20 protein-coding genes are annotated in these 19,971 nt (G+C 58.8%); 6 read left to right on the top strand and 14 right to left on the bottom strand.

The window, feature by feature from the left end; translation table 11 throughout:
- The first annotated feature begins 8 nt into the window (after nucleotides 1-8).
- Together MF268_RS18935 and MF268_RS18930 are read left to right on the top strand one after the other, a co-directional pair.
- The gene (locus tag MF268_RS18935; protein WP_238372423.1) at nucleotides 9-359 is read left to right on the top strand and encodes a Lin0512 family protein; all 351 of its coding nucleotides are present in this window, start codon (nucleotides 9-11) and stop codon (nucleotides 357-359) included.
- Nucleotides 352-813 carry a Lin0512 family protein gene (locus MF268_RS18930; RefSeq protein WP_337926820.1) on the top strand — a complete coding sequence of 154 codons (462 nt, stop codon included), beginning with the start codon at nucleotides 352-354 and terminating at the stop codon, nucleotides 811-813. Before MF268_RS18935 ends, MF268_RS18930 begins: the two co-directional genes overlap by 8 nt.
- Here the strand turns inward: MF268_RS18930 and hemF are convergent.
- The 4 genes from hemF to clpS are packed head-to-tail and all read right to left on the bottom strand — an operon-like array spanning nucleotide 723 to nucleotide 3,792.
- A complete protein-coding gene (gene hemF, locus MF268_RS18925) occupies nucleotides 723-1,616 on the bottom strand; it encodes an oxygen-dependent coproporphyrinogen oxidase (protein WP_238372422.1) in 894 nt (297 codons plus the stop codon). The two genes, MF268_RS18930 and hemF, sit on opposite strands and share 91 nt — an antisense overlap.
- A 7-nt stretch (nucleotides 1,617-1,623) precedes the next feature.
- A complete protein-coding gene (locus MF268_RS18920) occupies nucleotides 1,624-2,424 on the bottom strand; it encodes an SDR family NAD(P)-dependent oxidoreductase (protein WP_238372421.1) in 801 nt (266 codons plus the stop codon).
- Nucleotides 2,425-2,468: 44 nt separating this feature from the next.
- The gene (locus MF268_RS18915; protein WP_238372420.1) at nucleotides 2,469-3,464 is read right to left on the bottom strand and encodes a class I SAM-dependent methyltransferase; all 996 of its coding nucleotides are present in this window, start codon (nucleotides 3,462-3,464) and stop codon (nucleotides 2,469-2,471) included.
- 7 nt (nucleotides 3,465-3,471) lie between these two features.
- Complete coding sequence (clpS, locus tag MF268_RS18910; RefSeq protein ID WP_420485448.1) at nucleotides 3,472-3,792, bottom strand: ATP-dependent Clp protease adapter ClpS; 321 nt, start codon at nucleotides 3,790-3,792, stop codon at nucleotides 3,472-3,474.
- A gap of 99 nt (nucleotides 3,793-3,891) precedes the next feature.
- Between clpS and MF268_RS18905 the strand changes: the two genes are divergently transcribed.
- On the top strand, nucleotides 3,892-4,611 hold the full coding sequence (locus MF268_RS18905) for an HAD family hydrolase (protein WP_238372418.1): 720 nt from the start codon (nucleotides 3,892-3,894) through the stop codon (nucleotides 4,609-4,611).
- 243 nt (nucleotides 4,612-4,854) lie between these two features.
- On the top strand, nucleotides 4,855-6,303 hold the full coding sequence (locus tag MF268_RS18900; protein WP_238372558.1) for a D-alanyl-D-alanine carboxypeptidase family protein: 1,449 nt from the start codon (nucleotides 4,855-4,857) through the stop codon (nucleotides 6,301-6,303).
- Between the two features lie 64 nt (nucleotides 6,304-6,367).
- On the opposite strand, the gene ccoS is transcribed toward MF268_RS18900, so the two are convergent.
- Genes ccoS through ccoG form a run of 4 tightly spaced genes read right to left on the bottom strand, consistent with a single transcriptional unit; the run spans nucleotide 6,368 to nucleotide 10,634 of the window.
- Nucleotides 6,368-6,526 carry a cbb3-type cytochrome oxidase assembly protein CcoS gene (ccoS, locus tag MF268_RS18895; RefSeq protein WP_238372417.1) on the bottom strand — a complete coding sequence of 53 codons (159 nt, stop codon included), beginning with the start codon at nucleotides 6,524-6,526 and terminating at the stop codon, nucleotides 6,368-6,370.
- Nucleotides 6,523-8,727, bottom strand: coding sequence for a heavy metal translocating P-type ATPase (locus tag MF268_RS18890; RefSeq protein WP_238372416.1), 2,205 nt, complete (start codon nucleotides 8,725-8,727; stop codon nucleotides 6,523-6,525). The genes ccoS and MF268_RS18890 overlap by 4 nt, the downstream gene beginning before the upstream one ends.
- 6 nt (nucleotides 8,728-8,733) lie before the next feature.
- Nucleotides 8,734-9,192, bottom strand: a complete 459-nt coding sequence (locus MF268_RS18885; protein ID WP_238372415.1) for a FixH family protein — start codon at nucleotides 9,190-9,192, stop codon at nucleotides 8,734-8,736.
- Nucleotides 9,193-9,194: 2 nt separating this feature from the next.
- Nucleotides 9,195-10,634 (bottom strand): cytochrome c oxidase accessory protein CcoG, encoded by a 1,440-nt coding sequence (gene ccoG / locus MF268_RS18880; protein ID WP_420485446.1) that lies wholly within the window; start codon nucleotides 10,632-10,634, stop codon nucleotides 9,195-9,197.
- Between the two features lie 197 nt (nucleotides 10,635-10,831).
- Here ccoG and MF268_RS18875 point away from each other — a divergent pair, with 197 nt between their 5' ends.
- A complete protein-coding gene (locus tag MF268_RS18875; protein WP_238372413.1) occupies nucleotides 10,832-13,012 on the top strand; it encodes a M10 family metallopeptidase in 2,181 nt (726 codons plus the stop codon).
- 6 nt (nucleotides 13,013-13,018) lie between these two features.
- Here the strand turns inward: MF268_RS18875 and MF268_RS18870 are convergent, their stop codons facing one another.
- The 5 genes from MF268_RS18870 to ccoN form a co-directional block, all read right to left on the bottom strand.
- On the bottom strand, nucleotides 13,019-13,888 hold the full coding sequence (locus MF268_RS18870) for a LysR family transcriptional regulator (protein ID WP_238372412.1): 870 nt from the start codon (nucleotides 13,886-13,888) through the stop codon (nucleotides 13,019-13,021).
- Between the two features lie 345 nt (nucleotides 13,889-14,233).
- Complete coding sequence (gene ccoP / locus MF268_RS18865) at nucleotides 14,234-15,103, bottom strand: cytochrome-c oxidase, cbb3-type subunit III (protein ID WP_238372411.1); 870 nt, start codon at nucleotides 15,101-15,103, stop codon at nucleotides 14,234-14,236.
- A complete protein-coding gene (locus MF268_RS18860) occupies nucleotides 15,100-15,279 on the bottom strand; it encodes a cbb3-type cytochrome c oxidase subunit 3 (RefSeq protein ID WP_238372410.1) in 180 nt (59 codons plus the stop codon). Before MF268_RS18860 ends, ccoP begins: the two co-directional genes overlap by 4 nt.
- 12 nt (nucleotides 15,280-15,291) lie before the next feature.
- The gene (ccoO, locus tag MF268_RS18855; protein ID WP_238372557.1) at nucleotides 15,292-16,053 is read right to left on the bottom strand and encodes a cytochrome-c oxidase, cbb3-type subunit II; all 762 of its coding nucleotides are present in this window, start codon (nucleotides 16,051-16,053) and stop codon (nucleotides 15,292-15,294) included.
- Nucleotides 16,054-16,145: 92 nt separating this feature from the next.
- Nucleotides 16,146-17,750 carry a cytochrome-c oxidase, cbb3-type subunit I gene (gene ccoN, locus MF268_RS18850; protein ID WP_238372409.1) on the bottom strand — a complete coding sequence of 535 codons (1,605 nt, stop codon included), beginning with the start codon at nucleotides 17,748-17,750 and terminating at the stop codon, nucleotides 16,146-16,148.
- A 197-nt stretch (nucleotides 17,751-17,947) separates the two neighbouring features.
- Between ccoN and MF268_RS18845 the strand changes: the two genes are divergently transcribed.
- Nucleotides 17,948-18,787: a universal stress protein gene (locus MF268_RS18845; RefSeq protein WP_238372408.1), complete on the top strand. Its 840-nt coding sequence runs from the start codon at nucleotides 17,948-17,950 to the stop codon at nucleotides 18,785-18,787.
- Nucleotides 18,788-18,838: 51 nt separating this feature from the next.
- Here MF268_RS18845 and MF268_RS18840 read toward each other — a convergent pair whose 3' ends face one another.
- On the bottom strand, nucleotides 18,839-19,885 hold the full coding sequence (locus MF268_RS18840) for a glycerophosphodiester phosphodiesterase family protein (RefSeq protein WP_238372407.1): 1,047 nt from the start codon (nucleotides 19,883-19,885) through the stop codon (nucleotides 18,839-18,841).
- Nucleotides 19,886-19,971 lie beyond the last annotated feature (86 nt).

The following is a 19,971-nucleotide window of genomic DNA, read 5'->3' as shown; positions in this document are numbered from 1 at the left end:
GGATTGCGATGACCCGCGTGCTTACCGAATTCGGCATGGGGACGTCCCTGCGCAGAGGGGATTACACCGAAGCGGCGCGTCGCGGCATCTCGGATGCCCTCTGGCACAATTCGATCAACATGGCGGAACTTTTCGGTTTCGACAAAAGCGCCATGCGCATCCTTGTCGAAATCGGCGTTCAGCAGCCCGAGGCCGTAGATGCCGAGGCTCTGCTTGATATTTTCCCATACGGCCAGCCGGAAATCCGGGTGGTTGCTGGCGGCCTCGACATTCCGCGCCCCGATGGCGATGGCAATGCAACGGTCATCGCCAACGTCGCACTTTCCGTAAGTTTCGCTATGGAACAGGCCAATGACTGATCAGCGCGTCATCATCGAAATGGGCATGGGCAACGACCAGTACGGTCAGGACTATACCAAAGCGGCCGCACGGGCGATCGAGGATGCGATCCGCCATTCATCTCTTCCGATAATCAAATCGCTGAGCATAGCCGAAACCGATATGCGCGTGTCAGTCACCATTGGCGTTCAGCGGCCCGAGCAGGTGGATACCGACCAGCTTTCAACCAAACTGCCCCACGGAAAGGTAACGGTCCAAGCCGTCAAGGGCGGTCTCAACGTAGAAAACCCCGAAGCCGGTACCATGATTGTGATCGCAAGCGCGGCGGTCGAGGTTTTCCTGCCGCCGCAGTCAGGCTGGAAACTCAAGAGCAGCCAGAGCGCTCAGACCCATTTCGCCAGTGGCGGCAAGCTCATGAGCACCGCGTTGGCGTCATGCCCCGTCTCCAGTCCGAATTTCGTCCCCCGATCGTAAACGAGGTTATATTCGGCATAGAGCCCGCGATGCACCAGTTGTGCATCCTTGTCAGCCTCATCCCACGCCGTGGCCATGCGCTTTCTGACCAGAGGCACATAGGCAGGCAGAAAGGCGCGCCCGATATCTTGCGTCAGCGCGAAATCGGCATGCCAGTCGCCGGTCGAATAGTCGTCCATGAAAATACCACCGACGCCTCGCGCCCGCTTGCGATGCGGGATGTAAAAATATTCATCCGCCCATTCCTTGAACCGGGGATAGTGGGCTTTCCCATGCGGGTCGAGATGCGCCTGCTGCTCGCCATGGAAATGCGCCGTGTCCTCTTCGTATTCGATACAGGGGTTCAGGTCGGACCCGCCGCCGAACCACCACGCGTGCGGGGTCCAGAACATCCGGGTGTTCATATGAACGGCAGGCACATGCGGGTTCTGCATATGCGCGACAAGGCTGATCCCGCTGGCCCAGAACCGGGGATCCTCCGTCATTCCCGGTATGCCCTTGCGCGCCGCCATGGCCATCTGCGCCCGCTCGCCAAGGGTGCCGAACACGGTCGAGACGTTCACGCCGACTTTCTCGAAAACGCGACCACCGCGCATCACGCTCATCAGGCCACCACCCGCGTCCAAGCCGTCGCTCGACTCTCGCTTGGTCGGTGTGACATCGAAACTGCCCGGCTCGGCGTCCGACAGCGGCCCCTCGTCGTGGCTTTGCTCTAATTCTTCAAAGGCATCTACGATTTCGTCTCGCAGCTGTCGAAACCACGCCGATGCCTCGGCTTTTTCGGATGTGAACTCTTCTGCCATGCGACCCTCAATGCGCTGGTGCGGGCACTGCGTCAAGCAGGGTCCGACCGCCGTCGACCGTCACGATCTGGCCGGTCATAAAGCTGGACGCCTCCGAACACAGGAACTGCACCGCCTCTGCAACTTCGCTCGGCGCCGAAATCCGACCAAGCGGCGTGCATTCTTCGATCTCTGCACGATAGGCGCGGTTTTCCTTGAGAAAGGTCTGCAAGGAATTGCTCATGACGGAACCGATCGCGACGGCATTCACCCGGATACGTTGCGGTGCAAGCGCGACCGCTAGCGAGCGCGTCATCTGGTCGAGCGCTGCTGCGCTGATGGAATAGCCCATCAGTTCCGGGTGTGTCCGCCGTGCAGAAATCGAACTGATGTTCACGATGGAACCGGCAATACCCTCGGTACGGCCCTCGGCCTGCTTGATCATGCGCTTGGACACCTGCTGGCTAAGCCGCAAAGCTGGCATGACATTGTTATACAGCATCGCCTGAACGGTTTCGTCATCGCCATCCAGCGGATCCGTCATCTGGATCTGGCGCGCGCCGTTCACCAGAATGTCGATCTGATCAAAGGAATCCAGAGTGGCGGAAACAAGGTTGGCAATCGTCAGCTTCTCGCGCAGATCGCCCGCAAAAGAGCGAATATTTCCTTCTTCGAGCTGGTCCCCCAATTCGGCGACCAAAGCCTTTTCATCCATATCGGCGAACATGACGTTTGCGCCTTTTTCAGCAAACAGCCGACCTATGGAGAGACCGATGCCATTGGCCGCCCCTGTGACGATGGCGGTTTTACCGGCGATGGAAAAGGACATGACAGCCTCCTTGGCTCACGGCGTTTGCAGGAGTTTACCGGGGATTAGCGCAGCGAACGGATCGGGCGTTTTGCATGAAGGACCTTGAACCTGTTGTCGCCTGTTGGCTCTGTTACCTCTGCGAAGCATTCCTTCAAAACGGCCTCATAAGCAAGATGCCGGTTTGCAACCATCCAGAAATGTCCCGACGAACCAAGAATACGAGACGCCGTTCGTATGAAATCTCGCCCCAGATCGGCATCGACCTTTCGCCCCGTGTGGAAAGGCGGATTAGAAACGATAGCGTCGATACGTTCCGTTGGTTCCCAGTCGCGTGCATCCGCCCAGTGAAACCGGGCACGCGGATCGGTCACGTTTTGGCGCGCACAGGACAGCGCGTCATGGTTGGCTTCGACGAGATCCAGCGTCTCGATGCTATTGTCTGTAAGCATCGCAGAGGCGAGGAAACCCCACCCCGCCCCAAGGTCGACCACATGGCGCCCCAGCTTGCGCGGCAGCGTCTTGGCAAGCAGTGCCGAGGCCGGATCGATACCATCGGCCGAAAACACACCGGGCGCGGTCAGGAACTCGTCCACCCGTTGCTCTGCCGAAACAAGCCAGTCCGCAACCTTGTCGGGATGTGAACCCAGCCAGAACAGCTTTCCATGCGCCTTGGAGAGCGCGGCCGACACATCGGTTCTCTTGCGGAGGTCCTTGTAAATGCTGTCGATGCCTTCGGTCTTTGCGCCGTCGATTACGACCGTGTCTGTGCTCTTTTGCATCGCGAGCGCGATCAGGGAAAGCGCCTGCGCCTTGGCCTTTGTCAGGAAGACAATCGAAACGGCAACAGGATCGACGATATCCTCTGCCGAGGTCCTCACGTCGAAACCGGCATTCTCAAAGAACCTGAAATCAGGAAAATTCGGCTGCACGATCACGACCCGGCCCTGGTCGAGCATCGAGAGGTCAGTACCGGCGACAGGGTGAAAGACGGCGATCCTTCCCTCGGACGGCAAGGCCAATCCGCCCTCTGAAAGGGCAAGGCTTAGTCGAAGTGACATGAAAACGTCAGTCTTCTTTTTCCATCGTACATTGCAACGGATGCTGATGGCGGCGCGCGAAATCCATGACCTGACCGACTTTTGTCTCGGCTATTTCGTGGCTGAACACGCCCACGACCGCCAGCCCTTTCTTGTGAACGGTCAGCATGATCTCGAATGCCTGCGCATGGTTGAGGCCGAAAAACCGTTCAAGCACATGAACCACGAATTCCATCGGCGTGTAGTCGTCGTTCAGCAGCAACACCTTGTAAAGCGGTGGACGCTTTGACTTGGGACGCGTTTCCACGATGACGGCATCATCGGTACCGTCATCCTGTTTGTTCGACATCGAAATTTGCAAAAGCGTCATGGCAGGAAACTGTTCAGGTCGACATTGGTGTGGGATATCGAAGTGTATATAACCCTAACACAAGTTTATTAAAGACCAATGTGTCTGCTGGGGGGCGACTTGCAAAAAATTACCACTGTCGGATTCGATGCAGATGACACGCTCTGGCACAACGAAAGGTTCTTCCGGCTGTCACAGGACAGTTTTGCCGAGCTTATCGGGGAATTCGCGGAACCGGATCATTTGAACGAGAGGCTATTAGCCGCAGAAAAGCGCAACCTCCTGCGCTACGGCTTTGGCATAAAGGGGTTCGTTCTGTCGATGATCGAAACCGCGATCGAAGTCACCGATTCGCAGGTTCCCGTGGCGACGATCGGTAAAATTCTCGACCTCGGGCATGAAATGCTCGCACACCCTATCGACCTTTTACCGCATGCGGCTGAAAGCGTATCCGCGGTGGCTCAGACACACAGGGTGATCCTGATCACCAAGGGCGATCTTATGGATCAGGAGCGCAAATTGGCGCAATCCGGCTTGGGCGAACTGTTTCAGGCGGTAGAGATCGTGTCGGACAAAACGCCGGATCGGTACCGGCGAATCTTCGAACGTCATGGCGATGGAAGCGACCGGGGCATGATGATCGGGAATTCGGTCAAATCCGACGTGACGCCGATGCTGCAGGCCGGAGGCTGGGGCGTGCATGTGCCGCATGAACTCGTCTGGGATCTCGAACATGCCGACCTGCCCGCCGACAGCGACCGGTTTCGACAGCTACCAACGCTTGCCCCGCTGCCCGAATTGCTTCGGGAAATCGGTTAAAGCTTGAAGGGTAGAAATCATAATTTTGACATAATCGCTGGTTTGGTTGCCCGTTATTTAGTCACCCCCAGATGTAGCATTTTTCTAGCGCCGAATTTCCGCTCAATCGCTCAACCGACGGGTTTATTTTAGTTATTTCTTATGGTACTTTGGCCACAACTTAAAAGGTCAGCCGGAAAATCGGCGACATGAGGCAGACAGAGGCAATTTATCGTGCAGGTACGGCGCATCAGCCCGGCCCGGATGGGCGTGTATTTTTTCGCAGCAATCTGGTTCCTTGTGATCCTTCCGATCAGCGTTATGGCCGCGCCATACGCCGATTATGTTATCGACGCCCGAACCGGCGAAGTGCTGCATTCGACGAATGCCGACACGCGGTTGCATCCGGCCTCGCTCACTAAGATGATGACGCTCTACGTCGCCTTCGAGGCTATTCGTAACGGCGAGATCACCCTTGATACCAAGGTGCGGATTTCCAAGCACGCAGCCTCCGAACCGCCGTCAAAGCTGGGCCTGCGTTCGGGGCAGACCATCGCCTTCCGCTACCTGATCCGCGCCGCCGCTATCAAATCCGCCAACGATGCGGCCACGGCAATCGGCGAGGCCATCAGCGGCAGTGAGGCCGCATTCGCCCGGCGAATGACCCGCACCGCACAAGCGATTGGGATGACGCGCACGACATTCAAGAACGCGCATGGCCTGACCGAGGAAGGGCACCTGTCCACTGCCCATGACATGACGATCATGGGCCGGCACCTGCTTTACGATTACCCGCAATACTACAATCTGTTCTCGCGCCAGTCCGCGCATGCGGGGATCAAGACTGTGACCTCGCACAACCGGCTGTTGCGCAGCTACAAGGGCGCTGACGGCATCAAGACCGGCTATACCCGTGCGGCAGGTTTCAACCTCGTCGCCTCTGCCGAACGCGGCAACGAACGCGTCATCGCAACTGTTTTCGGCGGAAAATCGACACCGACACGCGACGCGCGGGTCGCCGAGCTGCTTGACATCGGCTTCCGCCGTGCCCCCTCGCGCGCACCGCTGCGCAAGCCCGATCGCCCCAACTATGTCGCAGGTGCCGACGATTCCATTCCGACCGGAAAGTCGATCCGCGTCTCGGGGTTGGTCAAATCCAGCCTGCGTCCGGTGGCCAGAACCGTGCCTTCGATCGAAGTTGCGCAGGCCGTGGTCGATACGGCAGTCGAGGCGAGCTCCACCCTGCAAGCGGGTATCGATGCCGCCGTTGCCGGACTGGGCAGCGCCGCGCAACCGGCCAAGCCTGCCCCCAAGGAAAAGCGCCCGTCCGACGCCGCTTCGCTGGTCGCTTCGGCCTCGGTTTCGGATGACGCGGTGCTGCGTCCTACCGCTCGTCCTCAGGATCTCATCCTCGCCTCGACGACACCAACAGAGGAAGCCTCTCAGGAAATCGTAACCCGCCTGTCCACCTCCGGCGGACACCATTGGGGGATCAACGTCGGCCGCTATGGCAGCCGGTACGAGGCGGAAAAAGTGCTGCTTCAGATGGCTCTGACGGAAATGGCGACGCTTGACGGTACCCTGCGGAAAGTCGTGCAATCACCGCGCGGGTTCGATGCCAACTTCCTTGGAATGACACGCGAGAGCGCCGATCTCGCCTGTCGTCGCCTTCAAGCCCGCAACGTCTCCTGTTTTATGGTCGGCCCGAGCTGAGCCAAAGCAGGCTGCTTTCGGACATGCTCTCCCGGCTTACCGAGCCGGGAAGGCGGGGACCGGCTCAGGTCTTGGGGTGATCATCCCATTCGTCTGAAAGGATGCGCCTGCTGTCCCCTTCCGGATCATCATACTGGTTGGACCGGACCGTATAAATAAAAGCGGCAAGCCCGACTGCGCCAAGCGTCACGGATATAGGTATCAGATAACTCAGGACGTTCATTTCGCCCCCCTCAGTCTCAATGCGTTCAGCGACACGGTAATCGAGGAACTCGACATCGCAAGCGCCGCGATGAGTGGCGTCGCAAGACCGGCGACCGCCAAGGGCACCGCAATCACATTGTATACCGTGGCAATACGAAAGTTCTGCCGGATCCGCCGCGTCGCTATTTTCGCAGTCTCGCACGCCCCGGCAATCACACTCAGGTCCTGATTCAGCAGTACGATATCCGACGCCACGCGCGCAGCATCCAAGGCGGACGCAGGCGAAATAGACACATCCGCCGCAGCAAGCGCCACCGTATCGTTCAGCCCGTCCCCCACCATGAGAACCTTTTTGCCCGATGCTTTCCAGTCTTCGATCCGGGCGGCCTTTTCCTCTGGCAATGCCTCGGCCACCCAGTCGGTGATGCCCAGCCTGTCGGCCATCGACCGGACAACTTTGGTGGTATCACCCGAAATCAAAGCGATGGATTTGCCCTGATCCATCAACGCTCTCACTGCTTCCTCGGCACCGGGACGCAGGCTGTCCGAAAACAAGAATGCGCGTGGTGGCCGGTTCTTGCCAATGCTCAACCATGTCGCCGTATCGCCCGTGGAGGCCGTATCCAGACGCTCGGCGCCAACCCATGATGCCCGGCCGAGCCGAACAACCCCACCTTTCATCTGACCGGTCGTACCATAACCCGGCACCTCTGCAATCGAGGTAACAGGCGCGGGCACGACATGCGCATCTTCAAAAGCTTGAACCAGCGATTGCGACAGAGGATGCGAAGACGCCTGCGCAAGGGCCGCAGCGACTGCGAGCTCGTCGCTGCTGAACTCCGAGAGATTCCTAAGTTCCGGCTTACCGGTCGTCAGGGTTCCGGTCTTGTCGAAAACCACGTGGTCCACCGCCCCCAACCGTTCCAACGCCGTCGCGTGTTTGATCAGCATCCCTTTGCGGAACAAGCGTCCGGAGGCCGCTGTCGTTACTGCAGGTACCGCCAGCCCAAGCGCACAGGGACAGGTGATGATCAGGACCGCAGACGCGATGTTAAGAGCGGCGCGCATATCCCCTGCATACAGTAGCCAGCCAAGAAAGCTTGCCGCCGCGAGGATATGCACCAATGGCGCGTAAAGCCGCGCCGCCGCGTCCGCCAGTGAATTGTACTGCGCCCGGCCCGATTCCGCGACGGCGACAAGGTCGGCCAGTCGATGCAGAGAAGTGTCGCGCCCGACCGCCTCTGCCCGGACCCGCAGAGGCCCCGTGAGATTGATCTCACCCGCGCTGACTTTCCGGCCCGGTTCGGCAAAGACCGGAATGGTCTCTCCCGTCAGAAGCGATCGATCAATTTCCGACCGTCCTTCGACGATCTCGCCATCGACCGGCATCCTTGCGCCCGGTCTGACCAGCAATAGGTCGCCAAGCCTCAGCTCCGCCACCGGCACCTCTCTCGGTTCCGGACCGCCCAACAGCAACGCACGCGGCACTTCGAGCGCGCTCAGTTCTTCGGCGGCGGAACGGGCAATTGCCCTTGTCCGATGATCAAGGTAGCGCCCGGCGAGAAGGAAGAACGTCAGCGTCAGCGCCGCATCGAAATAGGCATGCGCGCCGGAAAGCGATGTCTCCCAAAGCGACGTGACCAGCGCCAGCAGGATCGCCAGCACGATGGGCACATCCATGTTCAGACGATGGGCGCGCAGCGCCGACCAGGCACTTCTAAAAAAAGGCTGTGCGGCATAGGCGATCGCCGGGAGAGTGATCGCCGCTGAGATCCAGTGAAACATGTCGCGCGTCGCATCCGTCGCCCCGGACCAAACCGAAACCGACAAGAGCATTACGTTCATCGACGCGAACCCCGCAACGGCCAGCCTTGTCAGCAGGGCGCGCCCGGCTAGATCGGTCTGCGTCGCGCCAAGGCTCGCCGTGTCCAGCTCATGCGCCTCAAAGCCCAGATACTTGAGCCGTTCGATCAATACGCCGGGCATGACACTCGGCTCCGCATCAATCAGGACACGCTTGAGGGTCAGGTTGACCCGGGCGGATTTGACGCCATCTATCCCCGCCAGCCCACGTTCGACCGAGGTGATGCAGTTCTGGCAATGGATGGTCGGCAGGGATAGCGCCAGTTGCACCTTTTCAGGCGGCTCTGCGACCGCTGCAGCCGGCGCGGCAATGCATCCGGGACAGGCGATGATCGCATTTGGCGCTTCGTCTCTCATTCGTGTTCAGCCTCTTACGTGCAGGATGACCCGCTGCTTGAACTCGACCCCGTTCGCCGCCCGTGCAGTCATGCGGATATTCCAGTTTCCGGGCCCAAGGTGCACCGGTGCCACATAGGTGGTGCCGTTGAACACAAAGTCGGGCTCGACATCGTCCCGCACATGGGTGGCGCGCCCAAGAACGGCGTGCAGCTTGGCGACCTCGACCGGCTTGCCCTCTTTATCGGTGATATCCAGCTGCACCTCACCTTCGCGTGCGCTGGCATAAATTGACCAGCCCAGCGCTTCCTGCGCCCGGCGCTGGCGGTCGAAGAGCTGGCTTTCCACATAGGAATTCTTGGTCTCAAGCCCCGGAAATGTTTCAACGGCGCTGAACGCGAGCACAAGGTTCACCCCGATGATGACTCCAAAGGCACCGATGAAAACGGCCGCGGCATGCCAGCCAGTGAATTCACGTTGCGCCATCGTCAGGACTCCTTGCCATTGAACGTCGTGTCTCTGTAGGCCCGTTCGCCTGTCTTGCTGTCTTCGACCCAAAGCCGGAAGGGAGAACTCTCCTGCATCGCCGGTTCGGTGCCCGGCGGGGCGATGACATAGACTCGCTGCAGGCTGGTTGTATCGGCTGGCACATCTACAGTCTGGCCTTCCTGTCCCTCAAGTTGAACCACAAGGTCGTCGTCTCCGGTCAAGCTCAGGATGAATTCGCGCGCTTCGCCATTCTTGTTGCGCATCCGCACGTCGTAGGTGTTTCGGATCGATCCATCCGACAGCGTGACGAATGTCGGGTTCCGAACCGGCGCAACCGTCATTTCGATGTCGGCACGGATGAACAGCGCAAATACCAGTCCGATGCCGACCAGCGACCATAGAGCCGTGTAAAGAAGCGTGCGCGGGCGCAGCACATGTTGCCAGATGGGGCGCGGCGGCTTCCCGGATCGCTCGCGGGGCTCGTCCGACAAGGCCATGTAATCGATCAACCCGCGTGGCTTTCCGGTCTTGTCCATAATGTCGTCGCAGGCGTCGATGCAAAGCGCGCAGGTTATGCACTCCAACTGCTGCCCTTCTCGGATATCGATCCCCATCGGGCAGACGTTCACGCAAGCCATGCAATCAATGCAATCGCCCTGCTCTGCACCCAATTTCACCTCGGCCGAGTGTTTGCGAGGCTCGCCGCGCCAGTCGCGATACCCGACGACAAGGGTATCCTCATCCATCATAGCCGCCTGGATCCGTGGCCATGGACAGGCATAGATACAGATCTGTTCGCGCATGAAACCGCCAAAAACAAAGGTGGTCAGCGTCAGAACACCTATTGTTGTATAGGCAATCGGCGCCGCCTGCCCGGTTACCAGATCGCGGGCAAGAGTCGGAGCATCCGCAAAATAGAAAACCCAGGCCCCTCCTGTCGCAAGCCCGATCAGCAGCCAGACAACCCACTTCGTCACTCGCAAACGAACCTTACGCAGGTCCCATTTCTTTTGCCTGTGAAGACGCAGCCGGGCATTGCGGTCACCCTCGATCCATCTTTCGACAAGGATGAACAGGTCGGTCCAGACCGTTTGCGGGCATGTATAGCCACACCAGACCCGCCCCAGCGCCGAGGTGAAGAGGAACAGCCCAAGCCCCGCCATAATCAGCAAGCCCGCGACGAAATAGAATTCGTGGGGCCAGATCTCGATCCAGAAGAAATAGAATCGGCGGTTCGCCATATCAAGCAGAACAGCCTGATCGGGCAGGCTCGGCCCCCGGTCCCAGCGAATCCATGGCGTCAGGTAGTAGATCCCCAACGTGACGGCCATGATGATCCATTTAAGGTTTCGGAATTTACCTGACACGCGGCGCGGAAAAATCGGCTCTCTCGCGGCGTAAAGACTTGGCGGTTGGCTTGCTTGGGTCACGATACTCACATCGAATGCAGAATTTCTGATGTTTGTATTTCATGCCAAGCATCGGCGCTCTTTGACATGGGTCAAAAAAAAGCATTCCGAAGTCAGCTTTGCATCGAAAGGCTTGAATCCACATTTCACGGCATTGCCACATTCAGAGGCTGAAATTGCCTGAATCAAACCCGACTACCAGAACGGTAAAACGTGGGTAGTTAAGTATGTGTACGGTATGTTCGGCGATCCGCCACCCTGTAGTCCCTTGTGAATATCAGGGCATCGTCTCTGCTAAGGAAATAACCGAGGTCGCAGAGGCCGCGGACGGTATTTCCACCACCTACGGAATCTCGGTCGGCGACAGGTTCACCGGCGTTCTGAACGACAGCTCGGACGCCGACTGGATCAGTGTCTCGCTGAAAAAAGGTATCGTCTACGATATCGCGGTCAACGGTTCCGCCGATCTGACCGAAATCCTGTCCGACCCGGTCATGAAGATCTACGGCGCCACTGGCAATTACCTTGCCGAGAATGACGATGGCGGCAAAGGCACGAATTCCTTCCTTTCTTTCGAGGCCACTGCAACCGGCAAGTTCTATATCTCGGTCCAAGGTTATTCTGGTGCCACGGGTGGTTACGAAGTTCTCGTCGATGTTCAGGCGGGTGAATCGCAGGCGCTGCCCGGTGCCGCGCCGATCACCGCTGACCTCGATACGCTGGCCGACTACCTGATCGAAGGCTACTGGAACGATGATGGCGGCACCGCGCATCACTTCGATACCAGCGCCAGCAACATCATCACCGTGAATCTCGACGCATTGACCACGGATGGCCAAAAACTCGCCAAGTGGGCGCTCGAAACATGGGAAGCCGTCGCGGATATCGATTTCGTAGAAACGGCGGGCAGCGCCCAGATCACCTTTGATGATGAGGATAACGGTGCCTATGCCACCTATTCGGCTCTTGGCGATGCGACCAGCTTTGCCGAGGTTAATGTCGGTCAGGACTGGCTGAACGAATACGGCGCCACTATGGGAACCTACGCTTTCCAGACCTTCATTCATGAAATCGGCCATGCGTTGGGACTTGGCCATCTGGGCGATTACAACGGCGACGCGATCTACGGCAACAACAACACCTTTGCCAATGACAGCTGGCAAGTCTCGGTGATGTCCTACTTCGATCAGGACGAAAACACCGAAACCGATGCAAGCTATGCAACGCTGATCTCGGCCATGGCCGCAGATATAGTCGCGGTGCAGGAGCTCTATGGCGCGGCGTCAACTGGAAGCATCAGCGACGGTGACACCGTTTACGGTGTGGGGCATACGCTTGGCGACAGCTGGCTTGGTCAGATCTTTGACGTCATGAACGGCAACCCGAATGACAGCGTCTTCGAAGATACATACGTCGCCTTCACCATCTATGATGCCAACGGCGGTGACCGGATCAATTTCTCCCAAGACTATTTCGATCAGGTCGTCGACCTGAACCCTGAATCCGTCTCGGACGTGCTCGGCAGCACCGGCAACATGTACATCGCCCGTGGCACCCTGATTGAAGAATACGACGCAGGAAACGGCGACGATATCGTCGACGGCAACGCGGCCAACAATGTCATCCGGGGCAACTGGGGCTCGGACACGCTGCGCGGCGGCGATGGCAAGGACAAGCTGTTCGGCGGCGATGGCGATGACATCATCGAAGGCGATGCAGGCAATGACAAGCTGAACGGCGGCAGCGGATCCGATCGCCTTGATGGCGGTGAAGGAAACGATACTGCCATATTCCTTGGCGAAAGCAGCGGCATCACGCTAGACCTGCAGAATTCAGATCTGAATGACGGCGCGGCGCTCGGCGATGTGCTCATCGATGTCGAACGGATCATCGGCACGGCCCATAACGATACCGTCTGGGGAGATTCGAATGACAATCTCTTCAAGGGCAAAAAGGGCAATGACAGCTTCTACGGTCGGGACGGTGACGACAAGCTGCTTGGCAACGCGGGCAAAGACGATCTCGACGGCGGTGCCGGGAATGACATCCTAAAGGGTGGCAACCGCAAGGACACGCTGCTAGGCGGCGAAGGCGACGACCGGCTGATCGGCAATGGTGGCAGCGATACGCTTTCCGGCGGATCCGGCAATGACACGCTGAGCGGCGGCCGAGGCAAGGATACCTTCATCTTCACCGGCGGCATGGATATCATCACTGACTTTCAAAATGATCTGCTCTGCTTTGACGAAAGCCTCTGGATCGGATCTGCGCCGGCCACATGGGACGTCCTCGCGCTTGCCAGCGTTTCCGGCGGCGACACGGTCTTCTCGATTGATCAGAACAGCAGCCTGACGCTTCAGAATTTCACGGATGTCGACAGCCTATGGGACGTTCTGACCATCGTCTGACGGGCTTCAGATCGTTCGTCGCAGCCAGTTCACGAAACTGCGCGCAGCCGGGCGCATGACACCCGGTCGCGTGACGATGTGATACCCGGCCCCGTGGTCCGGTTCTTCGAACAGGATCTGCAAGCGACCCGCCGCGACATCGCCTTCAACGAAAAGACGCGTGCTGACGGCAAGCCCCTGACCGTTCCGTGCCCCGTCCAACACGAGGTTCCCGGGCATCTGTGACCGGTTCTTTGCCAGCGCACCGGAGACGCCGCGCCTTTCCAGCCATGTCGATGCCTCGGAAGTCCCGAGTTCTTCAAGCCATGGAAACTCCGCCAGATCCTTCGGCTCATCGACCTTTCTGCCTTTAATCAACTCCGGCGCACCAGAAACGACCATCGGGGTGGCGATCAACAGTTCGGTGTCCAGTCCGGCCCAGCCACCCGATCCATACCGCAGGGCAACGTCGATCCCACCCGGATTGAGTTCGACCACAGTTGCCGTCGGGTCGATCATCAGCTCCACGTCCGGGTTTGCCATGCGAAAGTCGGGCAAACGGGGCATCAGCCAGTTGGCGGCGAAAGAAGGCGTCGTCGAAATATGCAAGGGACGCGCCGCATCGCGCCCGGTCAGCTCCTGCACGACTGAAGCGATTGCCCCGAAACCCACCGTGAGAGAATGCGCCAGTTGCCTACCTTCATCGGTCAGGCTCAATGCTCTCCCGCTCCGGTCCAGCAGGGCCACGCCCATATGCCGCTCAAGCGCCCGCAGATGCTGGCTGATCGCGGCATGGGTCACGTTCAGCTCTTCACCGGCCGACACCACGTTGCCGGTTTCAGCAAAGGCGGCAAATGCCCTCAGCCCGGCGAGGGGCGGCATGTCCCTCCACTTCATGTGTAAATCATACTTACATATTGCATATCTCATTAAGTCGCATTCATCGACAGTTCAGTCAATGATGAGCGTGTCGAAAGGCAATGATCGGAAACAAAAAATGTTAGGATTAGGACCAATGCTTGGAATTTATGCCAGATCTTTCATGACCGCGACGCGTACCGGTACGGAACTCGTACGAGATGTAACGCCGAAACGCCACGACAGGAAAAAGCGGTGGCTGCCCAGAGGGCACTGGTTTGTTCAATCGCCCCGTGACATCGACCCGAACAAACTATGATCGGCCAAAAATAAAGCCCCCCGACCAAGGATCGGGGGGCTTTCGTTTTAATCCGTGGCGAAAGGCTATTCGCCGCCACCCAACTGGTGAACATAAGAGGCAACCGCGCGAATCTCCGCTTCGCTAAGGTTCTGCGACCACGGCGGCATCACGCCAAACCGGGCGTTCATCACCGTCTCATGCAGCGCATCGTAGTCACCACCATAAAGCCAGATCGCATCGGCAAGGTTCGGCGCCCCCATGTCGCGGTTGCCCCTTGCATCCTCACCGTGGCAGGCTACGCAGTTATCCGCGAATACCTGTTCACCCGCCTGCGCTGCCGCCGCATCCTGCGGATCACCGGACAGGGACATCACATAGTTGACAACCTGGTCCACCTGCTCGCCGTCAAGGATGCCATCACGTCCGAACGCTGGCATTTCCGAATAGCGCGCATCGAAATCCTGTTCGTTCCGGATCCCGTGCGAGATCGTGTAATGAATGGACTCGATATCGCCGCCCCATAGCCAGTCGTCATCCAGCAGGTTGGGATAGCCCTTGGCCCCGGCCGCACCGGACCCGTGACACTGGGCGCAGAAGGTGCGGAACACCGCGCCGCCCGCCGAGGTGGCATATTGCGTCAGCTCCGGATCTTCCGAAATCGAGGCAAGATCGACCGATGCCAGCTTGGCGTTGATCTCGGCATTGGCCGCTTCGGCGCGGGCCAGATCTTCGACCAGCTCGTTACGAGTGGAATAGCCAAGGACACCCGCAGTCGCCTCGTTGATCATCGGCCAGGCCGGATAGGCAATCGTATAGCCCAGACCCCAGATGATGGTCGCGTAAAAGGTCCAGAGCCACCAGCGCGGCAGCGGGTTGTTGAACTCTTCGATTCCGTCCCAGCTATGGCCGGTTGTTTCCGGATCACCCGCCTTTTTAGGAGGTACTTTACTCATTTTCTTGGCTCCTTTGCAGGCTTGTCTGCGTGGCGGAACGGGATTTCAGATGTCTCCGCGTAGGTCTTGCTGCTGCCCGGCCGGAACACCCAAAGGACAACCCCGACAAAGAACAGGAACAGGCTCAGCAGCATCCAGCTGTCAGCGAATTCGCGCAGGATTGAATACATGTCCATATCAAGTCCCCCTTAGCGGCTGGCATCTGGCGTGAAGGTCGAGAAGTCGACCAACGTACCCAGCATCTGAAGATAGGCGATCAGCGCATCCGCCTCGGAAATCCCCGGCTGGCGGTCAAAGTTACGAACCTGCGCGCCGGGATAGCGTTCCAGCATGCCGTCGTAATCGCTGTCCGGGTCGGCCTGCGCCCGGAAATCGGCCGAGGCGTTTACGATCATCTCTTCGGTATAGGGCACGCCCACGAATTGATGGGTCTCCATCAGCTCCTGTACGTACTCGCCCTCGATGATGGTATTCTCGAGAAAGCCGTACTTCGGCATCACGGATTCCGGCACGACCGACTGCGGATCGCGAAGGTGGTCCAGATGCCAGTCATCCGAATAGCGCCCGCCAACCCGCGCCAGATCGGGACCCGTCCGCTTGGACCCCCACTGGAACGGGTGGTCATACATCGATTCCGCCGCCAGCGAATAATGCCCATAGCGTTCGACCTCGTCGCGCATCGGACGGATCATCTGGCTGTGGCACACATAGCAGCCTTCGCGGATATAAACCTCGCGCCCGGTCAGCTCGAGCGGCGAATAGGGCCGCACGCCTTCGACCTTTTCGATCGTGTTCTGAAGATAGAACAGGGGGGCGATTTCCACGATCCCGCCGACGGTCACCACAAGAAAGCTCAGCACAAGCAGCAGCGTCGCGTTGGTCTCGATGAACTTGTGCTTGTCAAGGAACCACGTGTGGTGCGGCAGCTCGTTCGGCACCTCATCAGGCATATCCTCGAGAGTGGATACTTTCGGATCGTCCTCAGGATCGCTGATCTTGGGGTTGTTCGGTGTTTTTTCGTCACTCATTGTCTCGGCCCTCCTTATTCGGCCGGGACAGCTGTCGCGAGGCTCTGCTCTTTGGCAGGGGCCGCACGGACAGTCATCCAGAGATTATAGCACATGATCAGCGCACCACCCAGGTACATGACTCCGCCCAGACCGCGTGTCACATACATCGGGAACTTGGCAGCAACGGTGTCGGCAAAGGACCAGACGAGGAAACCGTTCGCATCGACTTCACGCCACATCAGGCCTTCCATGATACCGGTCACCCACATCGACGCTGCGTAAAGAACGATACCGATAGTCGCGAGCCAGAAGTGCCAGCTTACCAGCGACAGGGAATACAGCCGCTCGCGCTTCCACAGGACCGGGGTCAGGAAATAGAGCGCACCAAAGGTGATCATGCCGTTCCAGCCCAGCGCACCCGAGTGCACGTGTCCGATGGTCCAGTCGGTATAGTGGCTCAGAGAGTTCACCGCGCGGATCGACATCATCGGGCCTTCAAAGGTCGACATGCCGTAGAAACCGATCGAGATGACCATCATGCGGATGACCGGGTCGGTGCGCAGCTTGTCCCATGCGCCTGACAGCGTCATCAGACCGTTGATCATGCCACCCCAGCTCGGCATCCAGAGGATGATCGAGAACACCATCCCAAGGGTCGAGGCCCAGTCAGGCAGCGCCGTGTAATGCAGGTGGTGCGGACCGGCCCAGATATACAGGAAGATCAGCGCCCAGAAGTGGATGATTGACAGCTTGTAACTGTAAACAGGACGTTCCGCCTGTTTCGGCACGAAATAGTACATCATGCCAAGGAAGCCGGCGGTGAGGAAAAAGCCCACAGCGTTGTGGCCATACCACCACTGCGTCATCGCATCCTGCACACCCGAGAATACCTGCACCGAACGCGACCCCCAGATAGAGACGGGGATGGACAGGTTGTTAACGACGTGGAGAAGCGCAACGGTCACGATAAAGGAAAGGTAGAACCAATTCGCCACGTAGATATGCGGCTCTTTCCGCTTCACGATGGTTCCAAGGAAGACGGCCAGATAAGCCACCCAGACTATGGTCAGCCACAGATCGACATACCATTCCGGTTCGGCGTATTCCTTGGACTGCGTCGCCCCGAGGAGGTACCCGGTCGCTGCCAGCACGATGAAAAGCTGGTAGCCCCAGAACACGAACCAACCCAGGTTACCGCCCCAAAGACGTGCAGCCGAGGTGCGCTGCACCACGTAGAATGACGTACAGATCAGCGCGTTGCCGCCAAAGGCAAAGATAACCGCCGATGTGTGCAGCGGCCGCAACCTGCCGAAATTGCCGATGCCTTGCAGGAATTCAAAGTTCAACTGGGGGAAGGCGAGCTGAAAGGCGATGACCACCCCGACGAGGAAGCCGACGACGCCCCAGAAGGCTGTCGCGATGACCCCGGCGCGGATGACGCTATCGAAATAGTCGCCCTGCGATACGGGAACCACCTGCTCCTCCATGTTCCGCAGCGTGTAAAGAAACAACCCGCCGGCGACGATCACGACGATCGCGGCATGGACCATATACGCAAGATCGCGCGCATAGTTGATTCCCATCATCGCGATCAAGGTAATGACACCAAGCACGATCAGCTTGATATAATTAGACATTTTCTTGTCCCTTATTCTGGTCTGGGCAAGTCTTATGCCACCCAAGACAGATCCGTTCGCGGCAGATACTGCTGAAATCGGAGGCAGGCAGCTTTGATCTGTGTCAACAAAAACGCGGTTGATCCGTGGCAGTGATTGTGGGCGACCACCGCTTGCCATCGACAGCCCTGGTGGACACGTATTCTGGGAGAAATCTGATGACATACAAATCTTTGCTGTGCGTGGTGACTGAGAGAAAGTCGGCCGAACCGGCATTGGCGCAGATGACAACACTGGCCGACCGCCTCGACAGCCACGCCGAAATCCTCTGCATGGGTCTGGATCGCACCCAATTGGGCTATTACGACGCCGGTGCCACGGCGATGGTGCTTCAGGAATCCATCGACAGGGCCCAGTCGGACGCCGCCGAGCTGCTGGCCTTTGTGAACGAGACCATGAACAAGAGCGACATACGCTGGTCCGCCGAGGAAAGCGTCGTGCCGGTGACCAATCTCGGACGGCAGGTCGCGTTCCACAGCCGTTTCACCGACCTCGTGATCGCGCCGCAGCCTTATGGCGAACACGGTGACCGCGACGCCGAAGCGGTAATCGAGGCGGCGTTGTTCGGCGGTCAGGCCCCGGTTCTCGTTGTGCCCTCCAAGGGTCAGCCCATTTCGCTGCCACAGACCGTGGTCGTGGCATGGAACGAAAGCGCGGAATCGCTGAACGCCATCCGCCGGTCCATCCCCTTCCTGCAAGCTGCGAACCGGGTTCGGATCACCATCATCGACCCGCCCGCGCATGGTCCGGAACGCTCGGACCCCGGCGGGATGCTCGGCCAGATGCTGGCGCGGCACGGTGTCAGCTGCGAGATCGACGTGCTGTCGCAAACCATGCCCAAGGTCTCTGACATCCTGAACCGCCATGTCGCCGATAGCGGCGCCGATATGCTGGTCATGGGGGCCTATGGCCACTCCCGCCTGCGCGAAGCGGTACTTGGCGGCGCGACCCGGCACATGCTGGAAAAAGCCACAGTGCCGGTGCTCATGGCGCATTAAAATGGCCGCCCGTTTCGGGGCGGCCAATGAACTCGTACAACACAACCTTTATCAGGCGGCTTTGCGACGACGACGGATAACCGCGAGGCTGCCAACCCCTGCCAGCATCAGCGGCAGACCAGCGGGAAGCGGCACGGCCGAAACATTCGCGTCCACGATCGCGCGGGTCAGGTCCGTGTAGTTGGTGAACAGACCGTCCATGCCCGCGTCGATCCAAGCCTGCTGAGCTGCCAAGGCATCTTCCTCGGTCGACTGGTTAAAGGTCCAGCCATGCACGGCAAGGCCAAGATCATGGGCCGCGACGATGAACTCGGAGGTTAGCGAGCCAAGGTTTACGCCTACACCGTCGGCAAACAGTGCGAGATCGGCGAGCTGGTTGATGGTTCCCGTAGGATAGTCGTAAACGCCGAACCCTTCGGCGGTCAGCTGCGCATAACCCAGAACCGCGATCTGGTTATCCATGCCCAGCTCGTCCTGAATCGCAGCCAGATCGGCCGCGCCCTGGGCGCTGAATGTCTGGACGAACGAATTATCTTCGCGGGTGGTGAACCCGTTGGCCTGCATCTCTGTCAGGATCTGGCGGTTCATGGTTTCCGCGCTCGGCACTTTCGCTTCGGGATAGACGCCGATCTTGTCGCCCGTTGCGGTGTTATGCGCCTTCACAAGGTCCATGACCTCCTGGAAAGTCGGCACTTTAAACGGCTCCGCCATCGACGGCGTGTAACCGGGATAGCTATTACCGGCAGAGGTTTCGACGGTCAGCGTCTTGATCTCGGCCAGCGTGTATTCGGATACGTTGTAGCTGCCATTGCGCTCACCCAGAACGGTTTCCACGTTGGTCGTGCGGGCCAGCGAGCTGTCGTGCATCGCGACAAGGTGGCCGTCCTTGGTGGTCTGGAGATCGGGCTCGACGATATCCGCACCCATCTGGATCGCCAGCTCATACGCAGCCAGCGTGTGTTCGGGAAGATATCCGCTTGCGCCACGATGAGCGATCACCAGCGGAGCTTCTCCGGAAAGCGTGTTGAAGGAAGCAGCGAAAGACGGCGCAGCAAATGCGGTAGCGACGGCAAAGCCGGTCACGATCAGGCGAAACATGAGGAGATCCTGTCTTGAATTGTGTAATTTTCGCGGCGCAAATGCGCCAACAATCGGACATTTACCCGCGCCAAACGACACTTTTC

Source organism: Heliomarina baculiformis, from assembly GCF_019966545.1.
Taxonomy (GTDB): domain Bacteria; phylum Pseudomonadota; class Alphaproteobacteria; order Rhodobacterales; family Rhodobacteraceae; genus Heliomarina; species Heliomarina baculiformis.
This window is presented reverse-complemented; position numbering and strand designations above follow the sequence as displayed.

What these genes read in the sequence shown, in the direction of transcription:
- MF268_RS18890 (WP_238372416.1), bottom strand. Translation starts at nt 8,727, where the DNA reads ATGAGAGACGAAGCGCCAAATGCGATCATCGCCTGTCCCGGATGCATT.
- MF268_RS18885 (WP_238372415.1), bottom strand. Translation starts at nt 9,192, where the DNA reads ATGGCGCAACGTGAATTCACTGGCTGGCATGCCGCGGCCGTTTTCATC.
- ccoO (WP_238372557.1), bottom strand. Translation starts at nt 16,053, where the DNA reads ATGCCTGATGAGGTGCCGAACGAGCTGCCGCACCACACGTGGTTCCTT.
- MF268_RS18840 (WP_238372407.1), bottom strand. Translation starts at nt 19,885, where the DNA reads ATGTTTCGCCTGATCGTGACCGGCTTTGCCGTCGCTACCGCATTTGCT.
- hemF (WP_238372422.1), bottom strand. Translation starts at nt 1,616, where the DNA reads ATGGCAGAAGAGTTCACATCCGAAAAAGCCGAGGCATCGGCGTGGTTT.
- MF268_RS18905 (WP_238372418.1), top strand. Translation starts at nt 3,892, where the DNA reads ATGTGTCTGCTGGGGGGCGACTTGCAAAAAATTACCACTGTCGGATTC.
- MF268_RS18900 (WP_238372558.1), top strand. Translation starts at nt 4,855, where the DNA reads ATGGGCGTGTATTTTTTCGCAGCAATCTGGTTCCTTGTGATCCTTCCG.
- MF268_RS18915 (WP_238372420.1), bottom strand. Translation starts at nt 3,464, where the DNA reads ATGTCACTTCGACTAAGCCTTGCCCTTTCAGAGGGCGGATTGGCCTTG.
- ccoS (WP_238372417.1), bottom strand. Translation starts at nt 6,526, where the DNA reads ATGAACGTCCTGAGTTATCTGATACCTATATCCGTGACGCTTGGCGCA.
- MF268_RS18845 (WP_238372408.1), top strand. Translation starts at nt 17,948, where the DNA reads ATGACATACAAATCTTTGCTGTGCGTGGTGACTGAGAGAAAGTCGGCC.
- MF268_RS18860 (WP_238372410.1), bottom strand. Translation starts at nt 15,279, where the DNA reads ATGGACATGTATTCAATCCTGCGCGAATTCGCTGACAGCTGGATGCTG.
- clpS (WP_420485448.1), bottom strand. Translation starts at nt 3,792, where the DNA reads ATGTCGAACAAACAGGATGACGGTACCGATGATGCCGTCATCGTGGAA.
- MF268_RS18935 (WP_238372423.1), top strand. Translation starts at nt 9, where the DNA reads ATGACCCGCGTGCTTACCGAATTCGGCATGGGGACGTCCCTGCGCAGA.
- MF268_RS18870 (WP_238372412.1), bottom strand. Translation starts at nt 13,888, where the DNA reads ATGAAGTGGAGGGACATGCCGCCCCTCGCCGGGCTGAGGGCATTTGCC.
- MF268_RS18920 (WP_238372421.1), bottom strand. Translation starts at nt 2,424, where the DNA reads ATGTCCTTTTCCATCGCCGGTAAAACCGCCATCGTCACAGGGGCGGCC.
- ccoN (WP_238372409.1), bottom strand. Translation starts at nt 17,750, where the DNA reads ATGTCTAATTATATCAAGCTGATCGTGCTTGGTGTCATTACCTTGATC.
- MF268_RS18875 (WP_238372413.1), top strand. Translation starts at nt 10,832, where the DNA reads ATGTGTACGGTATGTTCGGCGATCCGCCACCCTGTAGTCCCTTGTGAA.
- MF268_RS18930 (WP_337926820.1), top strand. Translation starts at nt 352, where the DNA reads ATGACTGATCAGCGCGTCATCATCGAAATGGGCATGGGCAACGACCAG.
- ccoP (WP_238372411.1), bottom strand. Translation starts at nt 15,103, where the DNA reads ATGAGTAAAGTACCTCCTAAAAAGGCGGGTGATCCGGAAACAACCGGC.